The 25,583-nt window shown below is 50.8% G+C and carries 20 protein-coding genes; 4 read left to right on the top strand and 16 right to left on the bottom strand.

Translation table 11 applies throughout. The features are described from left to right. Window positions 1-16: 16 nt before the first annotated feature. The gene (locus QOL41_RS07130; RefSeq protein ID WP_283429203.1) at window positions 17-1,330 is read right to left on the bottom strand and encodes a U32 family peptidase C-terminal domain-containing protein; all 1,314 of its coding nucleotides are present in this window, start codon (window positions 1,328-1,330) and stop codon (window positions 17-19) included. Window positions 1,331-1,333: 3 nt separating this feature from the next. Continuing rightward, window positions 1,334-2,884, bottom strand: coding sequence for a hypothetical protein (locus QOL41_RS07125; RefSeq protein WP_283429202.1), 1,551 nt, complete (start codon window positions 2,882-2,884; stop codon window positions 1,334-1,336). Between the two features lie 234 nt (window positions 2,885-3,118). Here QOL41_RS07125 and QOL41_RS07120 point away from each other — a divergent pair, with 234 nt between their 5' ends. Further along, on the top strand, window positions 3,119-5,326 hold the full coding sequence (locus tag QOL41_RS07120) for a carbohydrate-binding domain-containing protein (protein WP_283429201.1): 2,208 nt from the start codon (window positions 3,119-3,121) through the stop codon (window positions 5,324-5,326). Window positions 5,327-5,395: 69 nt separating this feature from the next. Here QOL41_RS07120 and QOL41_RS07115 read toward each other — a convergent pair whose 3' ends face one another. From QOL41_RS07115 to QOL41_RS07050, 14 genes are all read right to left on the bottom strand, one after another. Next, window positions 5,396-6,508 carry a type IV pilus twitching motility protein PilT gene (locus QOL41_RS07115; protein ID WP_173652596.1) on the bottom strand — a complete coding sequence of 371 codons (1,113 nt, stop codon included), beginning with the start codon at window positions 6,506-6,508 and terminating at the stop codon, window positions 5,396-5,398. Continuing rightward, on the bottom strand, window positions 6,508-9,327 hold the full coding sequence (locus QOL41_RS07110) for a hypothetical protein (protein WP_283429200.1): 2,820 nt from the start codon (window positions 9,325-9,327) through the stop codon (window positions 6,508-6,510). Before QOL41_RS07110 ends, QOL41_RS07115 begins: the two co-directional genes overlap by 1 nt. A gap of 9 nt (window positions 9,328-9,336) precedes the next feature. After that, window positions 9,337-9,582, bottom strand: coding sequence for a Trm112 family protein (locus tag QOL41_RS07105; protein ID WP_173652594.1), 246 nt, complete (start codon window positions 9,580-9,582; stop codon window positions 9,337-9,339). An 82-nt stretch (window positions 9,583-9,664) separates the two neighbouring features. After that, window positions 9,665-11,356, bottom strand: coding sequence for a glycosyltransferase family 2 protein (locus QOL41_RS07100; protein ID WP_283429199.1), 1,692 nt, complete (start codon window positions 11,354-11,356; stop codon window positions 9,665-9,667). Window positions 11,357-11,401: 45 nt separating this feature from the next. Beyond that, the gene (locus tag QOL41_RS07095) at window positions 11,402-12,115 is read right to left on the bottom strand and encodes a polyprenol monophosphomannose synthase (protein WP_173820191.1); all 714 of its coding nucleotides are present in this window, start codon (window positions 12,113-12,115) and stop codon (window positions 11,402-11,404) included. 14 nt (window positions 12,116-12,129) lie between these two features. Continuing rightward, a complete protein-coding gene (locus tag QOL41_RS07090; RefSeq protein WP_173652591.1) occupies window positions 12,130-13,065 on the bottom strand; it encodes a glycosyltransferase family 2 protein in 936 nt (311 codons plus the stop codon). Window positions 13,066-13,096: 31 nt separating this feature from the next. Then, window positions 13,097-16,189, bottom strand: a complete 3,093-nt coding sequence (locus QOL41_RS07085) for a glycosyltransferase family 117 protein (protein ID WP_173652590.1) — start codon at window positions 16,187-16,189, stop codon at window positions 13,097-13,099. Between the two features lies 1 nt (window position 16,190). Further along, window positions 16,191-16,625 (bottom strand): transcription antitermination factor NusB, encoded by a 435-nt coding sequence (gene nusB / locus QOL41_RS07080; protein ID WP_283429198.1) that lies wholly within the window; start codon window positions 16,623-16,625, stop codon window positions 16,191-16,193. Between the two features lie 17 nt (window positions 16,626-16,642). Beyond that, window positions 16,643-17,104: a 6,7-dimethyl-8-ribityllumazine synthase gene (gene ribH, locus QOL41_RS07075; protein ID WP_072799326.1), complete on the bottom strand. Its 462-nt coding sequence runs from the start codon at window positions 17,102-17,104 to the stop codon at window positions 16,643-16,645. 3 nt (window positions 17,105-17,107) lie between these two features. After that, the gene (locus QOL41_RS07070) at window positions 17,108-18,346 is read right to left on the bottom strand and encodes a bifunctional 3,4-dihydroxy-2-butanone-4-phosphate synthase/GTP cyclohydrolase II (protein WP_283429197.1); all 1,239 of its coding nucleotides are present in this window, start codon (window positions 18,344-18,346) and stop codon (window positions 17,108-17,110) included. Then, window positions 18,333-18,932, bottom strand: coding sequence for a riboflavin synthase (locus QOL41_RS07065; protein WP_072799199.1), 600 nt, complete (start codon window positions 18,930-18,932; stop codon window positions 18,333-18,335). Before QOL41_RS07065 ends, QOL41_RS07070 begins: the two co-directional genes overlap by 14 nt. A 72-nt stretch (window positions 18,933-19,004) precedes the next feature. Then, entirely contained in the window at window positions 19,005-19,937 is a 933-nt protein-coding gene (locus QOL41_RS07060) for a YfiM family lipoprotein (protein ID WP_283429196.1), read from the bottom strand. A gap of 135 nt (window positions 19,938-20,072) precedes the next feature. Beyond that, complete coding sequence (gene fabF / locus QOL41_RS07055; protein ID WP_073322241.1) at window positions 20,073-21,305, bottom strand: beta-ketoacyl-ACP synthase II; 1,233 nt, start codon at window positions 21,303-21,305, stop codon at window positions 20,073-20,075. Between the two features lie 176 nt (window positions 21,306-21,481). Beyond that, window positions 21,482-22,573 (bottom strand): Rpn family recombination-promoting nuclease/putative transposase, encoded by a 1,092-nt coding sequence (locus tag QOL41_RS07050; RefSeq protein ID WP_283429195.1) that lies wholly within the window; start codon window positions 22,571-22,573, stop codon window positions 21,482-21,484. Between the two features lie 173 nt (window positions 22,574-22,746). Between QOL41_RS07050 and orn the strand changes: the two genes are divergently transcribed. From orn to lgt, 3 genes are read left to right on the top strand one after another with little or no spacing between them, the layout of a single operon-like run. Further along, window positions 22,747-23,283: an oligoribonuclease gene (gene orn, locus QOL41_RS07045; RefSeq protein ID WP_349362396.1), complete on the top strand. Its 537-nt coding sequence runs from the start codon at window positions 22,747-22,749 to the stop codon at window positions 23,281-23,283. A 15-nt stretch (window positions 23,284-23,298) separates the two neighbouring features. Continuing rightward, a complete protein-coding gene (locus QOL41_RS07040) occupies window positions 23,299-24,648 on the top strand; it encodes a penicillin-binding transpeptidase domain-containing protein (protein ID WP_283429194.1) in 1,350 nt (449 codons plus the stop codon). A gap of 1 nt (window position 24,649) precedes the next feature. After that, window positions 24,650-25,531, top strand: coding sequence for a prolipoprotein diacylglyceryl transferase (gene lgt / locus QOL41_RS07035; protein ID WP_283429193.1), 882 nt, complete (start codon window positions 24,650-24,652; stop codon window positions 25,529-25,531). Window positions 25,532-25,583 lie beyond the last annotated feature (52 nt).

The raw sequence follows: 25,583 nt of genomic DNA, 5'->3' as shown, positions 1-25,583 counted from the left end.
AAAAAAGTTCCCTTTTTTACGGATTTTTTCGCACAAAAAAGCAAAAAGTAGCGTTTTCTTCTAGGCCTTTTACATCTTCTGAAAAGAAAACCCAGCCTTCGGTTCCCGGATGCAAACGATCGACGTCTCCGCCCTTGAAATCCTTCATGGCCGAAACGCTGCAAGAAGTCATTCCCGAAGGGGTCATCAGTTCCAGAGAATCGTCGATTGAAAACGGATTCTTGACATTCACGCGGCAAGCATTTGCGCTCACATCGTAGGCAATGACCTGGGCCGCCACACAGCCACCAGGGGCTTCTTCATGCGTGGATTCGTAATTCTGCGGCACAGGTCCGCGCAAGAATCCGGGCATGAACCCGCGACCGTCCACAAACGAAATCGCTCGGCGGCTTTCTTCGGAAACCTTGACTGATTCCGTAGCAACGCCCTGTTTCATTTGAGTGGCGCAAGAATCAATTGCCATACGGTAAGCACGCACCACCTGGCTCAAGTAATACACCGACTTGGTGCGGCCTTCAATCTTGAACGAATCGAGCCCAGATGCCATCAGTTCCGGAATCACATCGATAGCGCAAATGTCGCGGCTGCTCATGAAGTACGTGCCCCAAGTGTCTTCGTCCAAGGCAATCGGGTCGAGTTCCGGGCGGTCCGTGCGTTGCAAGCTAAACGAGCCTTCTTGTTCGTGGTAATTTTCGCACTGCGGTTCCGGATTTGCATACAGGCGGTAAGGCATGCGGCAGCTGTTGTCACACGCACCCTGGTTTGCGTCGCGGCGAGTCACCCAGTTACTCAACATACAACGCCCAGACATTGACATACAAACAGCGCCATGCACAAACACTTCCAGTTCCAAGCCGGGCACGCGATTCTTGATTTCGACAACTTCGGACAAGCGAAGTTCGCGACTCAAGATGACGCGGCGCACGCCTAAATCGTGCCAGAACTTGGCAGCCAAATAGTTTGTCGTATTCGCTTGCACAGACAAATGAATTTCGACTTCCGGGCGCACCTCGCGAATCCAGCCTACAAAGCCGGGATCTGCCACAATCAAAGCATCCGGTTTCAAATCAATTGCCGAAAGCAAAGCATTCTGGAATGCTTCGACTTTCACATTGCGCGGAATCACGTTACTCGTGAGGTAAAACTTTTTGCCCAAGCGGTGCGCATATTCAATGCCTGCGGCAAGGTCATCTAAATTCTTGAATCCGTTTTCGCGGGCACGGAGCGAAAACGCAGGTTGGCCCGCATACACAGCATCGGCACCGTACGCAAACGCGTACTTCATACGAATCAAGTCACCAGCAGGAGCTAACAATTCAGGCTTTTGCATAAACTACCACTTGAAGCCAGTTCTTAAATAAACTTTCTTGTCGTTGAACAGCGTGATTTCGCCCAAGAAGAACGTATACTGTCCTTCGTAGCTAACCGAAGGCGTAAGCGAATATTCCATATCCGCGCCCTTCAAGAAACGCTTGTGAATTTTCATGTGGTCGCGACGCGGAGTCGTATCATTCACAGCGCTGCCGTAATCCGTTCCCTTCCAGAACCAAGTGTTACGAAGCGATGCAAAAATGCGATGATCCAAGCGACCATAAAGAGTAAAGTCAATCGTCTGGCTGTTCGGGCCAGCCTGGCTGCCGAGCGGGCGGCCCAAATGAGCCAGCTGCGCCGTATTCGCATGGAAATGAGAATACACGTAAGGTTCAATGCGGGCGTATTCTGCGATAAAGCCCGATTCCACCAAATGCGACTTGATATTGAAATCGTGTGCGCCATGCATACCGGCCATCCAAGCCCACTTGGCTTCGATGTTGTCATTCTTGACGAGGCTCACCGGGCTTTCCATATCGTCCAAGAAGAATTCACTGTAAACGCGGAGCGAGCGGAACAAGCGATAGTTAAAATCAAATGCGAGCGAGCCGTTGTTGCTGTCTTCGGAATAGTTGCCCTTTTCCATGAACAAAGGAACCACCGGCACAAACAACCAAGGTTTCAAGTTATCATACTGAATCTGGAGTTCGCTGATACCGAAGGTAGCGTTCCCCACAGCAAGTTCGTAGCGGTGTCCGAAAATGTTGCGGGTTTCATCTTTGTTATTCATGCCCATGCCCGGGTAAATGCGCAAGTCACCGTAGAACGAAAGCACGCGCAACGGTCCAAACTGCATATCGAGCGAAAGCATGTTGTACGGGAGTGCAAACTGGTTCAAACTCAAGTTGTTGTAGTAACCCGGGCCCCAGTGCATCACGTCGCGACCAAAGTCCAAACGCAGCCAATCGTAGTTCAGCGCAATGTGGGCGCGGTAGCGGGCGTAGCTTGTGTATTCCAGACCCGAATTATTTTCCGATTTCTGGTTTTCCAGGAACTCCCCGTCAAAAGACCTAGGACGATTATCCTTTTCTCTCTCCGTTGCAAAATGCGCCTCATCGTAAATACGGGCATCCAGCACGAAGTCAATGGAATCCGCATAACCGCGCAAATAGATCCCTCCATCAATTCCCGGCCAAATGGTATCATTCAGCGCTTCGCCGCCGCGATAATCCAAACCGCCCACAAGCGACATCGCCAAAGCAATGCGCGGAGCCTTATTTTCAAAAGCGCCATGTCCAGAAACAGAGGCTCCATTTGCGTTGTCGTAATAAAGCAAAGCATTCTTTTCGGTATCCACAAAATTCTTGCGGAACGTCGTATCGCGATGCGGGTATGCAAAGAACTGGGGACCATCGCCGGTTGTCACGCGATGCAAATCAAACAGCATCGGAGAATTTTCCAACAGGCGCAAGTTGCGGACATTTTCGGGACCGACTACAGGCGATGCTGCAAATACCGGTACAGAAAGCATTGTTGCCAACAAGAAGGCAAACGACTTAGTAAGTCTTTTCATAACGTCTCGATTTTTCAAGAATCAATATGGCGTAATTTATTTCAAAAAGATAGCTTTTTATTCCCTGATTACAATTCCGCTTACACATTTTGGAGCCTTTTGTTCCGAACGGGGCGAATCGTTCCATTTTACGTTTTATGTTTTTTCAAAATAACCCTTTTGTCACAAATATTCCCATATTAAGCATAGTATCTTTTGATTTAAGCAAATCACCCCCATAAAAAAGGTAAGAAAATGCTTAATTGGAAATGTTTGGGATTTACATCACTGTTATCGCTCGGGCTTATTGCAGCCTGTTCAAGCGATAGCTCAACCACACCGAAAGATGATGCAGGAACTATTTCCGAAGACCTTTCGGGAAACACTACAAACGTGTGCGTCTATGACGGCTACGCCGCCATGCAAGGCGCAAGCGGAGAAACACTTTGCCTCGATACCGAAGGTACACTTGCCTTCTGGATCAATACAGACGGAAGCTACGGGTTTCCCGAAGCCACGCCGGGCCCCACTGAAAACAACTCCGAGAAACCGGTCGAAACCAGCACAGACGTAGGCACAACGACGCCTAGCGATTCTACGGTATCCGCCGACAAACCCGCAGAAGATTCAACGGATTCCGGTTCTGCAAACGAAACCGAATCTTGCACCGCAGAAAAAGCCCTCTATACCGTAAACGGCATTTCTTACTACAAAGAACCCACCGGAAACATCTATTACTTTGATGCAGACTGCAACAAGATTTCTCTCACGGCTACGGTTCCTGAAAGCAGTGCTTCTCAGCCGGGCAATTCGTCTGCAGCAGAACCGACCTCTTCTGAATCGCAGAGCCCTGTATCGAGCAGTTCGAACGATACGCCGGCAATCAGCAGCACCACAGTTGTTACGCCTTCGAACGGTAGCCTCCCCACCATCACTTACGCAGCCAGCGGCGCCACGGTTGAAAACAATAACAACTGCGTCACGATTACCGGTGGCGAAGTGGTTATCACTTGCGCTGGCGACTACGACTTTAGCGGAACCTATAGCGGTGCCGACGCACAGATTCGTGTGTATTCTCCCAAGAGCGATTCGGGCGTTTACCTGAACTTGCGCGGACTCACGCTCACCAACACGGCTGACGCTCCCATTTATTCGCAGATGTCCAGCAAGACCTTCGTGGTCGCCAAAAGCGGAACCACCAACACGCTTAGCGACGGAAGCACTCGTACGAAGTCTTATACTTACGTCAATTCCAACAACGAAACGAAGGTAGATACCACGGGCGCCTGCATTTACGCCAAGGATGACTTGACCATTAAAGGCGAAGGCACCTTGATCGTGAAGGGCAACTACAACAACGGCATTCACACTAGCAACGACTTGCGCTTCCGCGGTACCACGACAATCAACGTGACCGCCGCAAATAACGGTTTGAAGGGCAAGGGCATCGTGGATATCGAAAACGGAAACATTACCATCGCAGCGACCAACGGCGACGGCATCAAGAGCGACGAAGGTGAAGATGAGGGCTCTGTAGTAGACAACAAAGGCATTGTCAATATCAAGGGCGGCAACATCACCATTACCAAGGCAGGCGATGACGGCATCCAGGCTTACAACTATATCATCGTCCAAGACTCGGTTTCTGAGCCGACCATCAAAGTAACATCGACCGGCAAAGGCATCGTCTCTGACAACAGAGTTTACATCAATGCAGGAAAGATCGATATTTCCTCTGGTGACGACGGTGTTCATTCCAACCAGAACGTCTACTTTAACGGAGGCTACACGACCATTGCGGCTCCCAAGAACGACGGCGTACACGCCGACTCTACCCTCATGATCAACGACGGTACCATCTACGTGACCAATTCCTACGAAGGTCTCGAAGCCTGGTACATCAAGGCAAATGGCGGCATTACCGATGTCTACGGAACCGATGACGCCTGGAATGCAGCCGGCGGCAATGACGGATCCGGCAACACCAATCAAGGCGGCCAGTCAAACTGGGGATTCGGCCCCGGAGGCGGCATGGGTGGCAGAATGGGCAGCAGCAGTGGATTCTTGACCATTACGGGCGGCGTACACCACGCAAAGACTGGCTCCGGTGACACCGACGGCATTGACAGCAACGGCGAACTCACCATTTCTGGTGGCGTTGTCATCGTAGAATGCCAAATTAGCGGCGGCATGGGCGGCTCCTTCGATGCCGACGGCTCAGCAAGCCTCACCAGCAAAACGGTTCTCGGATTCAGTAGCGGTTCCTCGGAAAAGGGCACGAACTATAACGTGAGCTTTACAACCGGCAACTACTACGGAACCTCTAACATCGCATTCAAGCCCACCATATCGGGTAGATACATGGTCGCTACTACGGGTCAGCCCGCACAAGTAAGCAATACCTCCAGCTACCAGAAAAGCGTCACCTTCCCTTCAGGAAGCTCCGTCTACTACAACGAATAGAATTCCTCCTAATCCACCAAAAAGTCCTCCGCGAATGCGGAGGACTTTTCTACATGCTCTGTTGGAACGTTACATCCAAGTACGTTCGGAAGTACCCGAAATACCGCGAATCTTAAGATCGAAGTCATCGGGATTCGTAGCAGCATTCATAGCAGTTTCCAAAGAAATCTTTTCTTCTTCGTAAAGCTTGAGAAGAGCCTGGTCGAACGTCTGGCTGTGATACTGCAAATGACCTTCGGCAATGGCCTGCTCGATCAAGTCGTTCTTATCTTTATCCTTGATGTATTCCTTGATAGCAGCCGTATTCACGAGGATTTCGGCAGCAGGCACACGGCCATTGCCATCCTTGGTCGGCAACAAGCGAAGCGAAATAATGCCCGCAAGCACTTCAGAAAGCAGCAAGCGGATTTCATCGTGCTGGTGCGGCGGATACATCGAAAGCACACGGTGAACCGTTTCAGTTGCATTCGTGGTATGGATCGTCGCAAACACCATGTGACCCGTATCAGCTGCGGTCAAGGCAATCTGCATGGTTTCAAGGTCACGAATTTCGCCCACCAGAAGCACGTCCGGGTCCTGACGGAGAGCGGCACGCAGGGCGTTTGCGTAAGAATTGGTATCCACGCCAATTTCACGCTGCGAAATAATCGCCTTGTCATCTTTGTAAAGGTATTCGATCGGGTCTTCGACCGTAATGATGTTGACCGCTTCTTTCTGGTTAATATAATCAAGCATGGCGGCAAGCGTCGTCGACTTACCCGAACCGGTCGTACCCGTAACGAGCATCAAGCCGCGCTTGGTCAAAGCCATTTCGGGAATGATTTCAGGCAAATGAAGTTCTGAGAATGCCGGAATTTTTGCCTTAATGTGACGAATCACGACAGCGATAGAACCACGCTGGCGGAAAACGTTCACACGGAAACGACCCATGTCGCGGGCGCCCACGGCAAAGTCGCATTCCTTGTTCGCTTCAAAGCGCTGTTTCTGGTCGCGGTTCATGATATCATCCAAGAAGGAATCCATCAGCATCGCATCGACCTTCACATCAAAGGGACGCTGCAAGGCACCGTTAATACGATAAACAGGCGGAACGCCAACGCGCAAGTGCAAGTCAGATGCGCCGCGATTCACCATTTCGCGCAAAAGTTTTTCAATACGAAGTTGCGGTTGCTGTTCAGCCATTAAGCGTTACCTCCAAACTTTTCGTTGTAGAGTTTTTCCACTTCGGAAAGTCTCACAGCAATATCTTCATTTTCAGGTTCTTTCTGAGCCAAGTCCTTGTAGATTTCAAGAGCCTTGCCATACAAACCTTGATCAAAATAAATTTCAGCAAGCGTACGTGTATTCAAGCTTTCATCCAAATCTTGTGCACCACGATCAAGCGGTGCGTCGGGATCATTAATCAAGCCAGCAGAAATCTCATCGTCGGAATCGCCGGACATCAAGAAATCAACCCCCTTATTCGTGGGCTTGGTTTCTTCGGTCAAGGAATCGTCGTCCATGTCGAACAAGCCCTTGAATGCGCCGGAAACTTCGGATTCCAGAGAATCCAAATCCTGAGCCGTTTCTACAGTCGGAAGTTCAGGAGCAGATTTAGCCGGAGCCTCCGATGCAGTCTGAGCAGACTTTTCAGCGGGCACGTCTAAATCATCATTTTCTCCGAACAAATTATCGAAGGACTTGTCGATATCCTTGGAGAGAGCTTCATCGACCGGTTTGTCAAAACCTTCTTCTACCGGAGCACCCGTCAATTCCTGGTCGTCCAGTTCCGGTTCCTTCGATTCTGCCGGAGCTTTCACTTCGGGCAAATCCAAATCGTCGTCGGAGTTGCCGAACATCGAAGCGAAGGCGCCACCCATTTCCTGAGCGAGATCCGAAGAGCCTTCAGACTTTGCGGCGGGCATTTCAAGTTCAGCTTCGGCCTTGTTCACCTGTTCTTCAAGCGATGCAGAATCTTCAGGCTGAATTTCGACAGGCTTAATTTCAGCAGCCGGTTTCACAGCTGCGGAATTTTCCTCCGGCAGATCATCGTCATCGCCGAAAATAGAACTGAAGGCGCTATCGACGCTCAATGCGGCGTCCTGCGTGATTGTCGGCTGTTCCGGTTCAGCAACAGGAGTTTCAACAGCAGGTGTTTCAGCAACAAGTTCTTCAGCGACAGGCGTTTCTTCCGCAAGAGTTTCAAGCGATGTTGCCGCCGGAAGTTCTTCTTCTAAAGTCGCTGTTGTAGCCGGAGTATCGTCGGCGAACAAATTATCAATCGGCGATTCGAGAGCCGGAGCATCATCAATCGTCAGAGATTCTTCGGTTGCAGGCTTTTTATCAGCAAGATTGTCATCAGCAAGATTGTCGTCTGCAAACAAGTTATCAATCGGAGATTCCAGCGTCGGGAGTTCGAAAGAATCCGCAGCCGGAGTTTCTTCTAAAGTTTTTTCTTCTACCGGATTTTCAGCAGCAGGTGCTGCTGCGGCAGGTGTTTCAACAGCAGGTTTTTCTTCCGGCAGTTCGTCTTCACCGAAAATCGAATCGAAGGCGTTATCAATCGTCGTCGGTTCGTCGGCAGGCTTGCTCAAGTTCATGTCCGCCGAGGCAGACTTTTCAAACAAGCCACCTTCTTCTTCGGCAGGCAAATCAAGGGATTCAGCAGCCTTCGGAGCTGCAGCCAGCGGCTTTTCTTCGGGCAGTTCGTCTTCGCCAAAGATATCGCCAAAGGCATCATCAATGCTCTGCGGTTTGTCTGCTTCAGCAGGCTTCGAGAAATCTTTGGACTTTTCAAACAAGCCGCCATCATGAGCAAAAGCATCATCAGCCGAGACTTCTTCAAGAGTGGCTTCGTCGGCCGGAAGAGCTTCAGAAGTTCCCTGAGCAAGCGGAGCTTCAGCGAGCGATTCCATCGACATCGAAGCGAACACAGAAGATTCAGCATCTTCATGTTGTTCTACAGGCTTTTCTTCGGGCAGTTCATCTTCGCCAAAGATATCGCCAAAGGCATCATCAATGCTCTGCGGCTTGTCGTCTTCGACGCGAGCCGTTTCAAACACAGAAGCCGCATTAGACACAGCGTTGTCATCGATGCTTACAGGAACGTCGGCTTTGGAAGCAGGGTTTGCAAACGGACTTGCACTAGTCGTCGTTTCTTCAGGTTCCAGGTCGTCGTCCAGACCGAACATGTCAGACAGAGCCGAAGACACGTCGGAGCCCGAAATGTTTTCCTCGGCACCAAATTCTTCGGTAAGGCCTTCGGATTCATCGGTCTTGATAGAATCCATTGCAGATTCAAGCGATGCAGACAAGTCTTCCATCGTAGAATCTTCGGCAGAATCACCATTAGGCAACATGGCCGCAAGCGATGCAAACGGGTCATCCACCATGTTTTCGCTGGAAGAATCTTCGCCAGCGGTTTCTTCTGCAACCGGAGTATCAATCGATTCTGCAGTAACGGGCATTTCAAACGAATCCGCACCGGCATCCGCAGTCGAAGGTTCGGCCGCAGTGTCGAAAGACATATCGAGCGACGAATCCTGTTCACCCGAGTCCGGAGTGGTATCGGACATGACAAATTCGGAATCCGCAGCAACAGCAGCCGTAGTGGCAGCAACCGTACTTTCAAGAACGACGTCGTACTCTTCTTTCCAGAAGTTGTTCAGCGGGTCCATATCGTGCAAACGACGGTAACACACGTTTCGCTCAGCCTGCATGCCAAGCTTGTCGTAGGCATTACCCATAAGCTGCTGGGCAGCCAGGTTGAACGGATCCATCACGATAATCCGTTCACATTCCTCAACACAAGGCTGATACGCTTCAAGCTGGGTAAGAATCTTCGCGCGGACAAGTCTTGCCGAAATATCATTCGGGTACAACGTGAGACCGCCGTCGACTCTCTGGAGAGCCTTATCCAGCTCCCCCGCCTCGCGTTCGAGATCTGCAAGCCATGCAAACACCATGGAATTGGTGTTTTTCTTGCCTACAGACTTTCTGAGTGATTCCAACGTTACCGCCATAAACACCTCTTAGAGCAAAATTGCTTCGTCCGCCAAAAGAACCGGAATTCCTTCGCGAACCGGATACACCCTGGAATTGTCTTCGGTAGCAAGAGCCTCGGTCAAAGGTTCCGTCACCTTTTCTCCGGCAACGTTCTTGAGCGTACCGGCGGAAATAGATTGATTTAAGGCGGCCAAGCATTCGTCAGACGCCAATTTCAGCTTACCCCTAGTTTCGGGGCAACAAAGAATATTTAAAAGATTCGTATCGAACATAAAACCTTAATAATCAAATACTTACACAAAAAAATAACTCATTTTTGTGCAACGTGTAAAGAAAATGTAGGATTTTTATGTTTTAATGCAGATATTTCAGGTTTACGAGGGCAAAATCGCCCATTTTTGTGTTTCCGATGAGCAAAAACACCTTTAAACCGAGACTATCGAGCCAATTTATGTCGAATGGTTCGCGGTAACCCGACAGGTTGGAAACCACCAAAAGTTCGCGACAACCGGTGCGGTTGCAAATCGATTCCATCGAAGAAAGGTTTCCAAGCAGGTGCTGGCGGTTTTCGTCGGATACCTTAGCCGGATCCGTGCTCACGCAACCAAGAATTTCGATACCCGGAATCACATTGTAGCGGTCAAACCAAGATTGCAGGGAATCTTCGGAACCGCCGAGCAAAATGGAACGATGGCGTTTCTTGGCAAAAATGCGGTAGAAATAGTTTATCCAAAATGCGAAGCGTCTCCAGATAAGGAGCGCAAAAGGAATTGCCAAACTGGAGCATGCCACAATGGCAATCCATTTCGGAGCGTAAGGCAAGAAACTCATCTCGTCGAAGACAATGGGAGTCTGGGAGAAATAGCGGAAAGCCAAATAACCGCCCACGGCAAGCACATTCAAAGGAATCAAGTAACGCAAGAACCGGTCGCCCTTAAGGCTCGAAACCGTATATTCCCCGCGGAACACAAGGAACACCATGTTCACGATAACGACGAGCCCTACAAGCCACCAGTCTTCAAACTGAGAAAAATCCAAAACAGAATGTTTTACAACAACTGTATAATTAATGCAATTCGAGGCAGCCTCGCCCACTCTATCGGCACAGGGGCGGTCCACCGTAATTCCGCTACCCAGGAACGCAACTGCCCAAAGAGCAATTGCGCCCAAGTCCAGGAACATCTTCCAGAACTTCGGAATCAAGCGCGAGAACATGCCCACAAAGGCAGCAAACAGAATACCGAAAGACACCAGGAAGTTCGGGACAAAGTAAAGGTCACGGTGCTTTTTCACAAAGATAAGCATGGCCTTATAGAAGTCCAAGTACGAGCCCCAGCGGCGCGTACGGCAACTCTGGCCCTTAAAATGCAGAATGTTCGTCGAAGGCGTGTAATAGTTCTTATAGCCAGCAACCTTAGCCCTAAAGCACAAGTCAAGGTCTTCGCCGTACATAAAGAAATCTTCGTCAAAGCCGTTCAAATGTTCATAGACATCGCGACGAATGCAGAAGAAAGATCCACTGATGGCATCCACTTCGATCATTTCATCGGGGTCGGCATAAGTCATGTTGTAAGAAGCCAACAGCTTACTCTTCGGGAACAGCGAAGAAAGACCGATTGTCTTTGAAATTGCAGAAATCGGAGTCGGGAACGAACGGCGGCAAGCCCACTGAATAGAGCCATCTTCGTTCAGAATGCGGCACCCCACCGTACCCGATTCCGGATGTTCTTCCATGAAATCGAGCACCTTGGTAAACGAATCACGCGAAACCACCGTGTCCGGGTTGATAAAGAACAAATAAGGCTTGGTCGCCTGCTTTTCGGCGAGGTTGCACCCCTTACCGAAACCCAGATTTTCCTTGGAATCAATCCAAAGGACTTCGGGGAAAAACGCCTTGATTTCAGGCAGAATCGGTTCGCTAGAACCGTTGTCCAACACGATAATCTGAGAATCAATGCCCTCGCACGCATCGCGAACGGACTTTAAGCAAGCCGGGATAAAGTCACAGGAATTGTAAGCGATGATAATGATAGAGCAAGAATACATATTAGAACTTAGTAGGCAGTTGGCAGAACTTAGAATTTTTCGGAGTTATGCGAGACCCAAGCGGAGTTTCAAAACAAGGAAGAACGCCTCAGATATAATGCCGCCGCTCATCTTGGAAGTACCGCGGGTACGGTCCGTAAAGATGATAGGAATTTCCTTGACGCGAAGTCCCTTCTTCCAAATCTTGAAGGTGGTTTCAATCTGGAAGCAATAGCCGTCGCTCTTCATTTTGTCGAGGTTCAAAGCCTGCAAAGCTTCGCGACGGAAGCACTTGAAGCCACCCGTGGCATCGCTAATCGGAAGCCCCGTCACAATGCGGGTGTAAACGTTTGCACCGTAGCTGAGAATCAAACGACGCAAATCCCAGTTCACCACGCTAATGCGGTGATTCTGGTAGCGGCTACCGAGCACAAGGTCGGCATCTTCAGCGGTTTCCAAAAAACGGTTCAAGTCGGTCGGAGCATGGCTAAAGTCAGCATCCATTTCAAAGACGCGTTCGTAGTCGCGTTCAAGAGCCCACTTAAAGCCCGTCACGTAAGCGGAGCCAAGGCCCATCTTGCCCTTACGGCGAATCAAGTGAACGCGCGGATTCTTCTTGGTTTCTTCTTCGACCATGTCGCCCGTACCATCGGGACTGCCATCGTCGACCACCAAGATTTCGATGCATTCGTTCTGTTCCAAAATAGCCGACATAATGAGCATGATGTTTTCTTTCTCATTATAGGTCGGAACAATTACAAGACTTTTAGGGTACGCCATAAACCAACTTTCTCCTAACTCAAATCTACAATTTCACGAATCGATTCGGCCACAGGATAGCTCTGTTTTTTGCTACCGTTCATCATTTCGCCCAAAAGGCCAAGAGAAATGAACTGCACGCCCATCACCAGCGAGAATCCGCCTGCCAAAAGGAGCGGACGCACATGGAGAGCGCCCGTCTGGAACCATTCGTAACCAAAATAGCCCGAAATACCAAAACCGAACAGCATAAAAATCAGGCCAAGCAAGCCAAAGAAATGAAGCGGCTTAGAGGCAAAGCTGCGCATGAACATCAGGGATACCAAATCCAGGAACCCAGACACCAGGCGCGACACGCCGTATTTAGAAACACCATGAATGCGGGCGCGGTGAGCCACCGGCATTTCGGTAATGCGGAAACCCTGCCACTTGGCCATCACCGGAATAAAGCGGTGGTAGTCGCCGTACAGGTGAATAAAGCGAACCACGGAACTGCGGTAAGCCTTGATACCGCAGTTAAAGTCGTGCAAACGCTGACCGCACACAATCGAGACCGTCAAGTTGAAAAGCTTAGAGGGCCAAGTCTTGTGCCAAGGATCGAGGCGGCGGATTTTCCAGCCCGAAACCAGGTCGTATCCGTCTTCGAGAATCTTGATCATCTTCGGGATTTCAAGCGGATCGTCTTGCAAGTCGCCATCCAAAGTAGCAACGTAGCGGCCTCGCGCCTTAGAAAAACCGAAAGCAAGTCCAGCAGCCTTACCGCAGTTAAACTGAAAGCGGAAAGCACGAACAAAGTCGTATTCCTTGGACAAGTTTTCGATTACATCCCAAGTGTTGTCGCGACTACCGTCATCAATAATAATGACTTCGAACGAGAATCCCGTAGGCTCGATAGCGGCAACGATTTCCTTGAAAAGTTCCGGAAGGTTTTCGCTTTCTTCTTTAACGGGAATGACAAGACTCAAATCCATGAAAAGCCTCTTACCAATACACTAAGCGCAATTAGTTTGCCGCGGCAACTACTGCAGGTTCCTTTGATGAATCCTTTTTAGCGGAGTCCGACTCCGGAGCGGGTTCCACCGGAGCTTCGACCTTCAGCGGTTCGTCGGACATCTGTTCAATCTGGCGACCGCTCATGAGCAAGCGTGCACGGCCACCTTCTTCGAATGCCGGAACATTTTCGAGACCGCGGTTCAGGACTTCCTGAGCCTTAGCCTTCTGACCAGCGGCTTCGTAAACGAATGCGGCAGCCCAGTAGTTACGCCATTCCGAGGGGAACTGCTTCATGCCCATTTCAAGATACTTGCCTGCTGCTGCAGCGAGGCTATCCACCTGGGCCTTCTTTTCGGCCGTGAACGGATGCGTGTTGCGGAGCGTCGAAATCTTGTCGCGAGCATCAAAAGAAATCTGCAAGTACAAGGAAACATAGCCCGAAAGCAAGCGAGACGTTTCTTCGTTAATGTAAGCGGTACCATCGCCGAGGCCACGGAACTTGAATACAGAATCAATCAAGTTGGCGGTGAACTTGGAATCGAAGGAATTGCGCTTCGGGGTCAAATCACCCTTCACGAAGTTGTAGACCATGCCTTCTTGCACCATGTACTTTTCAAGACCCATGAAGTTAGACGTACCGACCGTCGTCGAAATTTCAATCGGCTTATCCATGTTCTGGAGAGCAAGGTCAATCACAAGCTTGTGCTGCGTGAGCATCATGCCGCTACGAGTACGGGCAGCCCATTCGGTAAAGGCATCCCACACCTGGTAGTGAACCTTGAACTGCATGAGCTTTGCAGAATCGGCGGCAGAAAGCTGCTGGCCTTCCATAGCGTCAATACGGTTCTTGAGCTGCGGCATCAAGCGCTGAGCGTTCTTGACCCAAGTAGAAACCTGATGGTTCGGGTTAGAAGCAGAGCTATTGTCGAGCACCATGTCGCGGTCGATAGCGGCCTTGTCGTAGCTGAGTTTGAGAATCGGTTCGTTGTCGAGCATCTGCTTGATATACCAGTCGGTATTACCGAGCGAGAGGTTCACCACGCGAACGTCCTTACGCACGCCAGCGACTTCCTGAGCAAACCACAGCGGGAAGGTATCGTTGTCACCGTTCGTAAAGAGAATCGCGTTCGGGCGGCAACTGTTCAACAGGTTGAATGCGTAATCCCAAGGAACCCAAAGGCCAGAACGGTCATGTTCCTTGTAGTTCGAAATGCAAGGTACCAAGAAGGACACAGCAACCAAGGCTGCAGCCACCGGGTTTGCAAAGGCAGCAAAGCTAGACGTTGCCACCAAGAACACCAGGATTCCGGCACCGATACCATAAATCAGGCTCATGAAAATGAAGGCGGGCGTGTAGAAGTAATCACGTTCGCGCACTTCCAGGTGCACAGCATCGGGGAACGGAGCGCGGCTACCCACCTGGGCAAAGCCGTTTTCAATCTTCTGCCAGTTCTGCCAAATTGCAGAATTGGTATAGCCATCGAGTTCGCGCTGGAGTTCAGCAAGGCGGGTTTCGTTTGCACCGCGAGCCTTGAGCATTTCCATACGAATCTTGGTATGCTCGATATTCTGACGCATGTCGATGAGTTCGTTCGGGTCCGGCAAAGCGGAAATACCCATACCACGAGTGTTCAGGTCCTGAACATTACGACTCATGACAGACACCCAGTAATCGCGATCGCGCTGTTCCATGCGGGTGCCGTCGGCGAAGTTGATGTAGAACAACAGGCCAAGCGAGCAGAGAGCATAAAGCACAGAAACGAACACGCCCATGTTGCGGTTGCGCTTCCAAACGAACACGCAAACCATTACCAACAGGCCGTTAAAGAGCAAGAACATCATGAACTGCGGGAGCGTTGCATCGCCCATGAAGCTCATCTGCGTCGGGAACTTGATGCCAAAACGTTCCACCGGCTGGTTATCGCCAGCATCGAAGGTGTAAACACCGTTAGCGTAGTTCACGTCACCCACCTTGTACGGCAAGTACTGAGCCATCTGGTATCCACCGTAACCCATGTGCGGGAACGAAAGGAACTGGTGGCTAAGGCGAGAACGACGGTAGAAGGCACGGCTGATCATGCTTTCAGAGCCGTACTGCTTACGTTCAATGAAGTTGTTGAAGGCGACCCAGTTTTCATCCTTGAACAGGTTGCCGAGTTGCAGGTTACCTTGTTCGTCGCGGATGTTGATTTCGGGGTCGTTTTCGTCGATAATCGGGTTCAGTTCCGAACGAATCGGAATGTAGAGGTGCGTGCTGTAACCAATCAGGGCAAAGAAGGCAAAAGCCAAAGACAGGCGCATGCTGCGCTGCACACCCTTGCTCTTGAACGGCTTAGCAAGGCAGAGAATCGAAAGAGCAATCAAGCAAAGGAACGAAATTTCGATAAAGGCAGACACCATGTAAATCACGGAGCAAAGGAGCGTACCCGTAATCCAGATAGGAATGCGTTCCACAATCTTCTTGGGTTCGGCCACGAGCAAAAGAGCAAACACGGCAGGAACCGTAAGCATGGTGTAAAGGTGAGCGCCCACGCCAAGGAAGGCGATGTAGCAAATGAAAATCAGAATGCGGTCACTGTAGTCTTCGTTACGCTTGTTGTACCAAACGAGACCCAGGTAAGACACAAGCATCAAGATCAGCATGGCGATGCCGTAAACTTCGGCTTCGACAGCGTTGAACCAGAAGGTGTCCGAGAAGGTCAGGAGGAAACCAGCCACGAGAGCAGCAGAGCCAAGCACGGCCGTACGAACCTTACCGGTAATCTTTTCAGCGAGAGCGTCAGTCTTGAGCACGGTTGCCAAGAGTTCCCAGGCAAACAGAGCCGTCACATACACGGTTGCGGCAGAGCTCACCACCGAGATGTAGTTCACGCGCTTTGCGATTTCGCCCACGAACGGGAGCAGCACAATAACAGCACGTGCAAGGAACACGAAGAACGGCGTTCCAGGAGGATGCGGAATACCCAAGGTATTGGCGCAAGCGACAAATTCGCCGCAATCCCAGAAGCTTACCGTAGGAGCCATTGTCAGCACATACACAACCAGTGCCACTAATGCCGCAATGCCTGCGAAGATATGTTTCATCCATTTTTCCTTGAGCATTTTACTTTTCCTTAGGTTCGGTGACAACCATGCCACGGTTACGCATAAAGCCAGTCAAAAGGCCGTTCACGAAAGAATCCGAATTGTCGGTGCTGTACTTGGCGGCAATCTGCACCGCTTCGGTAATGGCGACCTTCATGGGGATTTCGGGAATGTAAGAAAGTTCGACCATCGCAATGCGGAGCACAATGCGGTCAAGGCTTGCCATGCGGTCCAGTTCCCAGTGAGCGGCCGCGGCCTTGATGTTTTCGTCGAGTTCTTCGCGATGGGCCTGCACCAGGTCCACCAACTTCATTCCATACTTTTTCTGTTCAGCGTGAAGGGGCTGGGATTCGAGCACTCCCGGAAGAGCCTCCCCTGCGGTCTGGCCCGTAATTTCCATGGCATACAACAGCTGCATGGCAAAAACACGGGCGGGTCTGTAACTTACTTTCATAATCGAGTCGCTAGTAATTAGATGGTCTTGTAAAGGTTTGCCATTTCAACGGCGGTAGATGCCCAGCTAGAGCCGAGGTTGCCGGCCTTAAGGCCTGCACGGTTCATAGCCTGGTCCACGGTATCAGTGGTGAGGATTCCAAGAATCACGGGGAGCTTACCTTCGGCAGCGATGTTTGCAATGCCACCGGTAGAAGCGTTCACCACCACGTCGTAGTGGCTGGTTTCGCCGCGAATCACAGCACCCAGCGCCATCACGGCACTGTACTTGCCGCTGTCAGCGAGGCGACGGCACACGCCCGGTAGTTCGAATGCGCCCGGCACATGCACAACCGTGATGTCCTTGTCTGCTACACCGAGCAGTTCAAGCTGACGCACAGCCCCTTCCAGGAGCTTGTCGGTCACGACCTCGTTAAAGCGGGCAACGGCGATTGCCACCTTGAGGCCACTACCATTGAGGGAATTCTTGATTTCGTTCACCATTTACTTATCCTCTTTCAAATTCGCTTCGGCAGCGGCATCCACGTGCAGCTGGTGTCCCATCTTCTTCTGCTTCGTAAGCAGGTAGAACAAGTTTTCCTTGTTCGGCTTAATTTCGATCGGCACGCGTTCCACGATTTTAAGGCCATAGGCCGTAATGCCCGAAATCTTGCTCGGGTTGTTCGTGAGCAGTCGCATTTCCTTGACGCCGAGGTCTGCCAGAATCTGGGCGCCCGTACCGTACTGACGCAGGTCCGACTTGAACCCAAGGTGCAAGTTCGCTTCGACCGTGTCCATGCCCTTTTCTTGCAGTTCGTAAGCGCGGAGCTTGTTGCAAAGACCGATTCCACGGCCTTCTTGACCGCGCATGTAAAGGAACACGCCGCCGTGCTCGCCAATGAACTTCATGGCGGCGGCCAGCTGTTCGCCACAATCACAGCGGAGGCTACCAAAGATATCGCCCGTAAGGCATTCGCTATGCACGCGCACATACACCGGCTTGCTGAAGTCGGGGTTTCCTGCAACCCAAGCCACATGTTCTACGCCGTCGGTCTTGCTCTTGTAAGCGTAGGCGGTAAAGTCGCCGTACTTGGTCGACACGTGCGGAGCGGCAACGCGCTGCACCAGCTTTTCATTTCTCAGACGATAGTCGATCAGGTCGCGGATCGAGATAATCTTGAGACCAAACTTCTTTGCGACTTCCTGAAGCTGCGGCATACGAGCCATCGTGCCGTCTTCGTTCATGATTTCGATCAAGGCAGCCGCCGGACGCAGGCCCGCAAGCTTTGCTAGGTCTACAGCTGCTTCGGTATGGCCTGCGCGACGGAGTACGCCCTCTTCCTGGGCGTACAGGGGCGAAATATGCCCCGGCCTGCCGAAGTCGCTCGGCTTGGAATTCGGGTCCGAAAGAGCGAGAATCGTTGCCGCGCGGTCGTGAGCGGATACACCCGTGGTGCAGCCTTCAATTTTATCGACCATGATGGTAAACGGCGTCCCAAGAATCGAAGTATTCTCGGCGGTCTGCCGCGTGAGGTTCAGTTCATGACAACGCTTGATCGGGAGCGGTGCGCAAAGCACGCCACGGCCTTCGTGGAGCATGAAGTTCACCTTTTCGGGCGTAATCTTTTCGGCGGCGATTACAAAGTCGCCTTCGTTTTCGCGGTCTTCGTCATCGACCACAATCAAAAACTTGCCGTTCTTAAAATCTTCTATGGCCTCTTCAATCGTATTAAGCAAGGTCACGTTCCTTCAGATAATTTTCAATATACTTGCCGAGCATGTCGACTTCCACATTCACGATTGTACCCGGAACCCAATTGCGCAGGTTCGTGCGAGCAAGCGTTTCAGGGATAATGCACACGCGAATGGAATCTTCGAACTTTTCAGCGACCGTCAGGCTGATTCCGTTAAGCGAAATCGAACCGCGGCGAATCACATAGCGACGCAGGTCAGCCGGAAGCTTCAAATCCACTTCGACACCCGTTTCACGCGGAGTCACCTTGATGACTTCGGTTATGCAGTCCACATGGCCCATCACAAAGTGACCGCCCATAAAGCTGTCTGCACGACACGGAAGTTCCAAATTCACCAACTTACCGACAGCGGCCTGCTTAAAGCCCGTATTTTCCACCGTCTGGTGCATCAGGCAAAAAGTGGCTTCGTCATCGGTACAAGATTCAATGGAAAGACACACACCATCGTTGGCGACACTGTCGCCCAACTTACAATTTTTAAAAAAGCCCGGTGACTTAAGGCGCATGGTAAGCGCATCGCCCCTACTTTCGATAGAAACGATTTCACCGGTAGATTGAATAATACCCGTAAACATACGGGGGCAAAGATAGAAATTTAGATAAGAGACGAGAGACGAGAGACGAGAGAAAGTAGGCTGTAGGAAGCACTAAAACTTAATCGGGTACAGCAAATACCAATGGAATTCGGGATAAACTTGCACGGTGGGGGCCGGCAGCTTGAAGTAATTCAGGTACTTGATAATGGTACGCGCCATACGGCTCTGCGGGCGGAAGGCTTCCAGGTCGTAATCAAAGGCAATATAGACTTCGCGATGGGGCGTAATGTTTTTATCGTGCAGGAACACGCCCTCGTCAATACTCAAGCCCGCTGCAATGGCAAGCCAACTCGGATAATACTGACGCGCGGCCTTAGGCAACATGCGGTAAACCTTGAACGACGCCCAGAATGTTTGGTTGCAATAGTCGTCGGTAAACACGCCTGTTTTACTTTGTCTGTAATACGCTTTGGTATTGATCCAGTAGCTCCACTTAAGGTCTACGTACTTGAACACGGGAACATAGCGTTCTGCCATCGGCAAAAAGCCGCCTAGAGTTCCCGAAAGCACGTCAAAAATACTGAAGCCCCATTCCGGCGAATAACCGTCTTTCACGTCGATTGCCACATGGGTTGCAAACGCAGAAAGGCCTGCGAAAATATATGATTTGAACTCCGAGACCCCAGCCCAGCGATAGCCTTCGTAAAAAGACTCGCCCATCATGACGCCCGAGGCGAAATGTCCAAGCTTATCCAGATTCAAGGCATAGTCAAAATCGTTTTCGAAGCGGAAACGCCCGCCACCTTCGTCCCACCAGCCTTTCTTGAACACAAGCCAATAGGCTGCACCGTAAGCAATCAAAACCGTAGAGGCAACACCGACACTTTTGGCAACCGAGAACTGCGTTGTATCGCCCGGATCTTCGCTGCGGAAATCCCACGTGGAATCGCGCCAAGTCAGCGGATCACCCGGAGCCGCCTGCAAGGAAACGCTTGCAAACAAGAGCGCCACCAAAGCAATCGATATGGAACGGAAAAATTTCACGGGCTCAATTATAGAAACATTTCTTTACAAAGGCAACAAAAAAAAGCCCCGGAGAACGAAACTCCAGAAGGCTTTTGTAAATGTGTAATGTGAGATGAGTAATTTCACATTACTCATTCCACATTATTCATCGAACTAGTTGCGGCCGAGGAGCAGCACGCTGTTCTGGCCACCGAAGCCGAAACTGTCGGACATGGCGTAGTTGAACGAGTGGCTGGTGTTCTTGTTGGCGCACACATCGAGGTGGATGCGTTCGTCCTGGTTGAACACGTTCGTGGTCGCATGAATCATCTGATTCTGCAAGGACTTCACGGTGATGATGGCTTCGAGGGCACCGGCGGCGCCGAGAGCGTGGCCGATCATGCACTTGGAGGAGTTCACCTTGAGGCTGTCGGTGGCGCCGGCAAAGACCTTTTCGAGGGCGGAGCATTCAGCAACGTCGCCGAGCGGAGTCGAAGTACCGTGGGTGTTCACGTAGCCCACATCCTTCGGGGAAATACCAGCTTCGCGGAGAGCCATTTCGATAGCGAGGCGAACGCCTTCGCCGTCTTCACGCGGGGCGGACATGTGGTGAGCGTCTGCGCTCATGCCGATGCCGGCCACGCGGGCGAGAATGTTGGCGCCACGCTTCTTAGCGTGCGTAAGGCTTTCGAGAACGAGAATGCCAGAACCTTCACCGATCACGAAACCATCGCGGTCCTTATCAAACGGACGAGAAGCCGTCGTCGGATCGTCGTTGCGCTTGCTCAAGGCCTTCATAGAGGTAAAGCCAGCGAGAGCGACATTGTTCACGGTTTCGTCGGTACCACCGGCGAGCATGATATCGGCGCGGCCCAAGCGGATCTGGTCGTAGGCGGCGGCGATAGAGTGGTTAGAGGTGGCGCAAGCGGAAACCACTGCGTAGCATGGGCCCATCCAGCCAGTGCGGTTGGAAACTTCGCCGGCGGGCATGTTCACGATAGACATCGGAATGAAGAACGGGGACACGCGGCTCGGGCCACGGTTCGAAAGCGAAACGACGGAGTCGCTATAAATCTGCATACCGCCGATACCGGAACCGATAATCACGCCAGAGCGGGTCGGATCTTCGTTTTCGGGAGAAATACCGGCGTTCTTAAGAGCCTGGAAAGAAGCATACACAGCGTACTGGATGCACCTAGAGAGGCGGGACGAATCGCGCGGGGAAATAAATTCAGAACCATCGAATTCCTTGACGGCTGCAGCTATCTTAATAGGATAGTTGGTCACGTCGAAGCGATCGATCGTTGCAAGTCCGGATTTACCTTCCAGCAGGTTGTTCCAAAGGAGTTCCGGCGTATTGCCGAGGGCGGAAACACACCCCATACCAGTGATTACGACTTCTTCCATAATGGCGGCAAATATAGAAAAAATGTAAACTTACATGGAGCTATTTTATCCTTAATTTTTAGAAATACATTACATTTTACTTACATTATTATCACAATCGCTAATTTTGAGATAAAATGGGCACCTGTACGGCACCCGTTCCAAATTCATTTGTAACTAGACTTTAAGAACAATTATTACTTGATAGCAAAAGCAGAGGCAATATCTTGAGAGGAAACGCCTATAGATTGCAAAAATTTAGCTATTTTCTTATCACGAGTCGCAAATTTCTTATTTACCTTCGCCACAGCCTCATCCCCAATTTTCTTGATGTATTCAGGATGATCTTCTGCAAAAGCCTCTTCTTCGCCGTATCTGTCCCATTCCGTGTACATAGTGCGCCTATACCTTTCAAGTTCCTTTTTATTGAATCTAGCTATTTTCGCCGGTTCAAGCAAGCCTTTGAACTTTCCAGCGTTTAACGCAGGCGGAAGCCGCTCCAGACGGTTTAGATACCGGAAAACAAACATCCACTTGGTCGCATCATCATCTTTTTTGCAAACAATCCTTTTTATCTTAGACAATTCCACAACTGTAAAGTTTGCACAGTCCACCCATTGTTCATGTGTTTTATAATCGAGAATTCCCGCACGGTGAATCGCTTCACCGTCATTAAAAACGGAGTGCCTCGCAATTGCAATAACATAGGTCGGCTTGATGTCGTGATTCCATTTGCGTCCAGGCTTTCCTTGTTTGACGACCATTTGACTTGAATAGAAAGCTAGCCTCTTTAAGAAATTTGTCCTTCTGCGAAGCTGAACCTCTATTTCTATCAGACGGCCTTCTTCATCAATGCAATGCAGGTCAAATATCGATGTTCTAGAAGCCTTGCTGCCGGAATCGTTCAATTCGGACTGTTGCGAAGAAACATCCTTTATCTTGCACAGGATTTGTCCCTTAAGCATATCGTTCAGTAGATTGATGAGATTGGCTTTACCAGTTTCCGTATCCGGCGAGAAAGCCTTTTTGAACGTGACATCACTGAGAAGACTCGCGTACGGTCCGTCAGTCTTTGTTTTCACGAAATATTCCGAAAGATCAGTTTCACCCGTATCATACGGAACAGACTTGTCATGCAGTTCGCTTGAGTCAGTTTTTCTTTTTTCAGCGGATTCTTTTCGGGAATACAAATCTGGAATCCACACCAACGGCCTTTTGCCCAGGTACAGATGTCCGAGACCAAGCATTTCAAGAATCGGGTCTGCGCATTTCTTTTTTCGCGTGTACATAGTTTCCTTTGGGTTAAAGTTGACCCCCGCTTTCTATACACGCTTTTTTAGGGCGTTTTGCAGCCAATTTTGCGAAAATTTATTTCTTTTTACAAAGCAGATTTTACGTTAGTAAAATCGAATCAGTGTGGCCTCTCTAATTTTTTTGCTAAATTGTCCGCGTTATGGCAAGAATTAAAAGCGCACCGAACCTCGTCTGGATGGACCTCGAAATGTCGGGTCTTGAGCCAGAGAGGGACGTCATTCTCGAAATTGCGACGATCGTAACCGACCCGAACTTGAATATTTTGGCTGAAGGGCCCGTCTTGGCGATTCACCAGACCGAAAACGTTTTTGAAGGCATGGACGACTGGAACAAGCGTCACCACACCCAGAGCGGGCTCGTGGAACGCTGCCGGAAGTCGACACTCACCATGGCCGACGCCGACAAGATGACGCTCGACTTCATCAAGCCCTTCACCACCGAACGCGGAAACGTGCTCTGCGGAAATTCTATTACGCAGGACAGGCGTTTTCTGTACAAGTACATGCCGCTTTTGACCGGCTGGCTGAACTACAGAAACATCGACGTGAGTTCTATCAAGGAACTGACCTTCCGCTGGTACCCGGACCTGCCAGAATTCCAGAAGATGGAAAAGCACCAGGCCTTGGACGACATCCGCGAAAGCATCGCCGAACTCCAGTACTACCGCAAGACGATTTTCAAGTAAAGTTTATACTTTAAGATGGACTATAATAATTACCTTCCGAAAAAAAGGCTCCCCTACGCCGTTAGGATTCGCAACCGAATTATCGTTTTTTCCGTTTTTATGGGACTTTGCGCCCTGATGGGCACCTGCATTTTTAGCGAAAAAGAGCCCCCGAAGCCCGCTGAAGAAGACGAATACGCCGAAGCAATCGATTCTACAGCCACAAACGACGCCACCCTGCAGGCCGAACAGCTAAGCGAAACGGGAATTTTCCCGAAGGCAGACTCCGAAGACCTGGCGAATACGCAGGCAACAGTTGCCGCCGCCGTGGTTCCCGATAATCCGACCGAAGCAGACGTCATCGACAGCGCGCACATCAAGGCCCAGAAAGATGTTTTCATGGCCGAAAAAATCGACAACCTGCTGCGCCGATTCCGCCCCGAACACGCGGTCATCTTGATGGTAGACCCCCAAAGCAACGAAATTATTGCCTGGGGCGAACGCCGCAACAACCACGTGCAAGAAAAGCCCGACTACTTTATCAAGAATACCTTCCCGGCGGCATCGCTTGCAAAGACGGTCACCATTTCGGCGGCCATGGAATCAAACCGCTACTCGCTCACATCGCAAATCCCGATGATTGGCTCAAGCATTCACCTTTACAAGAACCAGCTGCGCGTCAAGGAAGGCTACAAGGGTCCGTTTATCGAACTGCAAGACGCCTACGCCAAGTCCGCTAATCCGCCCATGGCCATCGTGGGCATGAACGTGGGTGCCGAACGCCTGCGCAGCGCCGCCAAGAAGCTGGGCTACAACATGAATTTCCCGGGTGCACTCCCCCCGCGTTCCAACTACGCACCGCCCGATACCGGCTACGGCCTCGCCGAAGTCAGCAGCGGCTTTACGGAAGCCACCACTTTGACCCCGCTCCTTGCAGCCGCACAGGTCCGCTCCATTCTCACGAAAAAGCCGCTGGAAATTCCCTGGGCCGCTAACTTGGACGGATTCGCTCCCAAGAGCCGTATCGCGCTTGATGTAGGCAAGTTCAGCGACAACACTTATTACGGCCTACGCGAAGCGATGATTCGCACGGTCACGCACGGCACCGCCCGCAAAAACATTTCGACCAGACACATGGCCCGCAAGAACTTCAACGCCCTCACCATCGGCGGAAAGACGGGTTCCCTCGACGGACACGACCCATACGGCCGCTACGAATGGTTCATGGGTTTTGCACAGTCCAAGGAAGACCCGAACAAGGCGGTGGTACTTGTGATTATGCAGGTGCACGACTTGCAAGGCATGCGTTCGCAGCCGGCAACCCAGGTCGCCGGAATGCTATTTAACTACTGGGCTCACCAATATTTACCCAAGAAAGGAAAGTAAAATGGAACCGACATGGTGGAATCTAATCCCTTCTTATTTTGACGGAACGGCCTTTACGCTGGGGAGCTTCCCGGTGCGCTGGTACGGCATCATGTACATTTTCGCCTTCGTGACGGGCTACCTGACGCTGATGCACGTGAACAAGAAGGAAAAGCTGGGCTACACCAAGGACCAGTTCGACAGCCTGTTCACCTGGATTATCGCGGGTATCATTATCGGTGCGCGCCTGGGCTACGTGTTCTTCTACAAACCGGGCTACTACCTCGCCAACCCGACCGAAATCATTTTCCCGATGACCCACGATGCGCTCGGCTACCACTTTACGGGCATTTCGGGCATGAGCTACCACGGCGGCATGATTCTTGGCACGATTTTCACCTACATTGGCCTGAAGCGCAACAAGATGAACGTGTGGGAAGGCCTGAACCTTTGCTTTATGCTGGCTCCGCTCGCCTACACCTGGGGCCGCTGGGGCAACTTTATTAACGGCGAACTTTTTGGCGAAGTCACTACAAGCGGCATTGGCATGTGGTTCCCGCTCGCCCACGATAGTCCGATTACGAACCCGATTCTACACCACCCGAGCCAGCTTTACGAAATGCTATTCGAAGGCGTTATTTTGTTTGTAGTTTTGTACAACTTAAGGCGCATTCCGCTGCTGCGCGACAAGATGCCCTGCCTGTACCTAATGGGCTACGGCCTCTTTAGATTCTTTATCGAATTTTTCCGCAGACCCGATGCACACCTTGGCCGCGTGGACCTGTTCGGCATGAGCCGCGGACAGACACTTTGCAGCGTCATGTTCCTGACCGGCTTAATCTGGCTGATTGTTCTGATTTATAGGCAGAAGAAAAAAGAGCCCAAAGAGAACGCATCAACCTAATAACCGTTTCGTTTTCTAATTTATTTTTACACAAGACAGAAACATATTCCAC

It is taken from the genome of Fibrobacter sp. UWB10 (assembly GCF_900182935.1).
GTDB lineage: Bacteria > Fibrobacterota > Fibrobacteria > Fibrobacterales > Fibrobacteraceae > Fibrobacter > Fibrobacter succinogenes_O.
The sequence above is the reverse complement of the archived record's forward strand: the minus strand, read 5'-3'. Positions and strand labels throughout refer to the sequence as shown.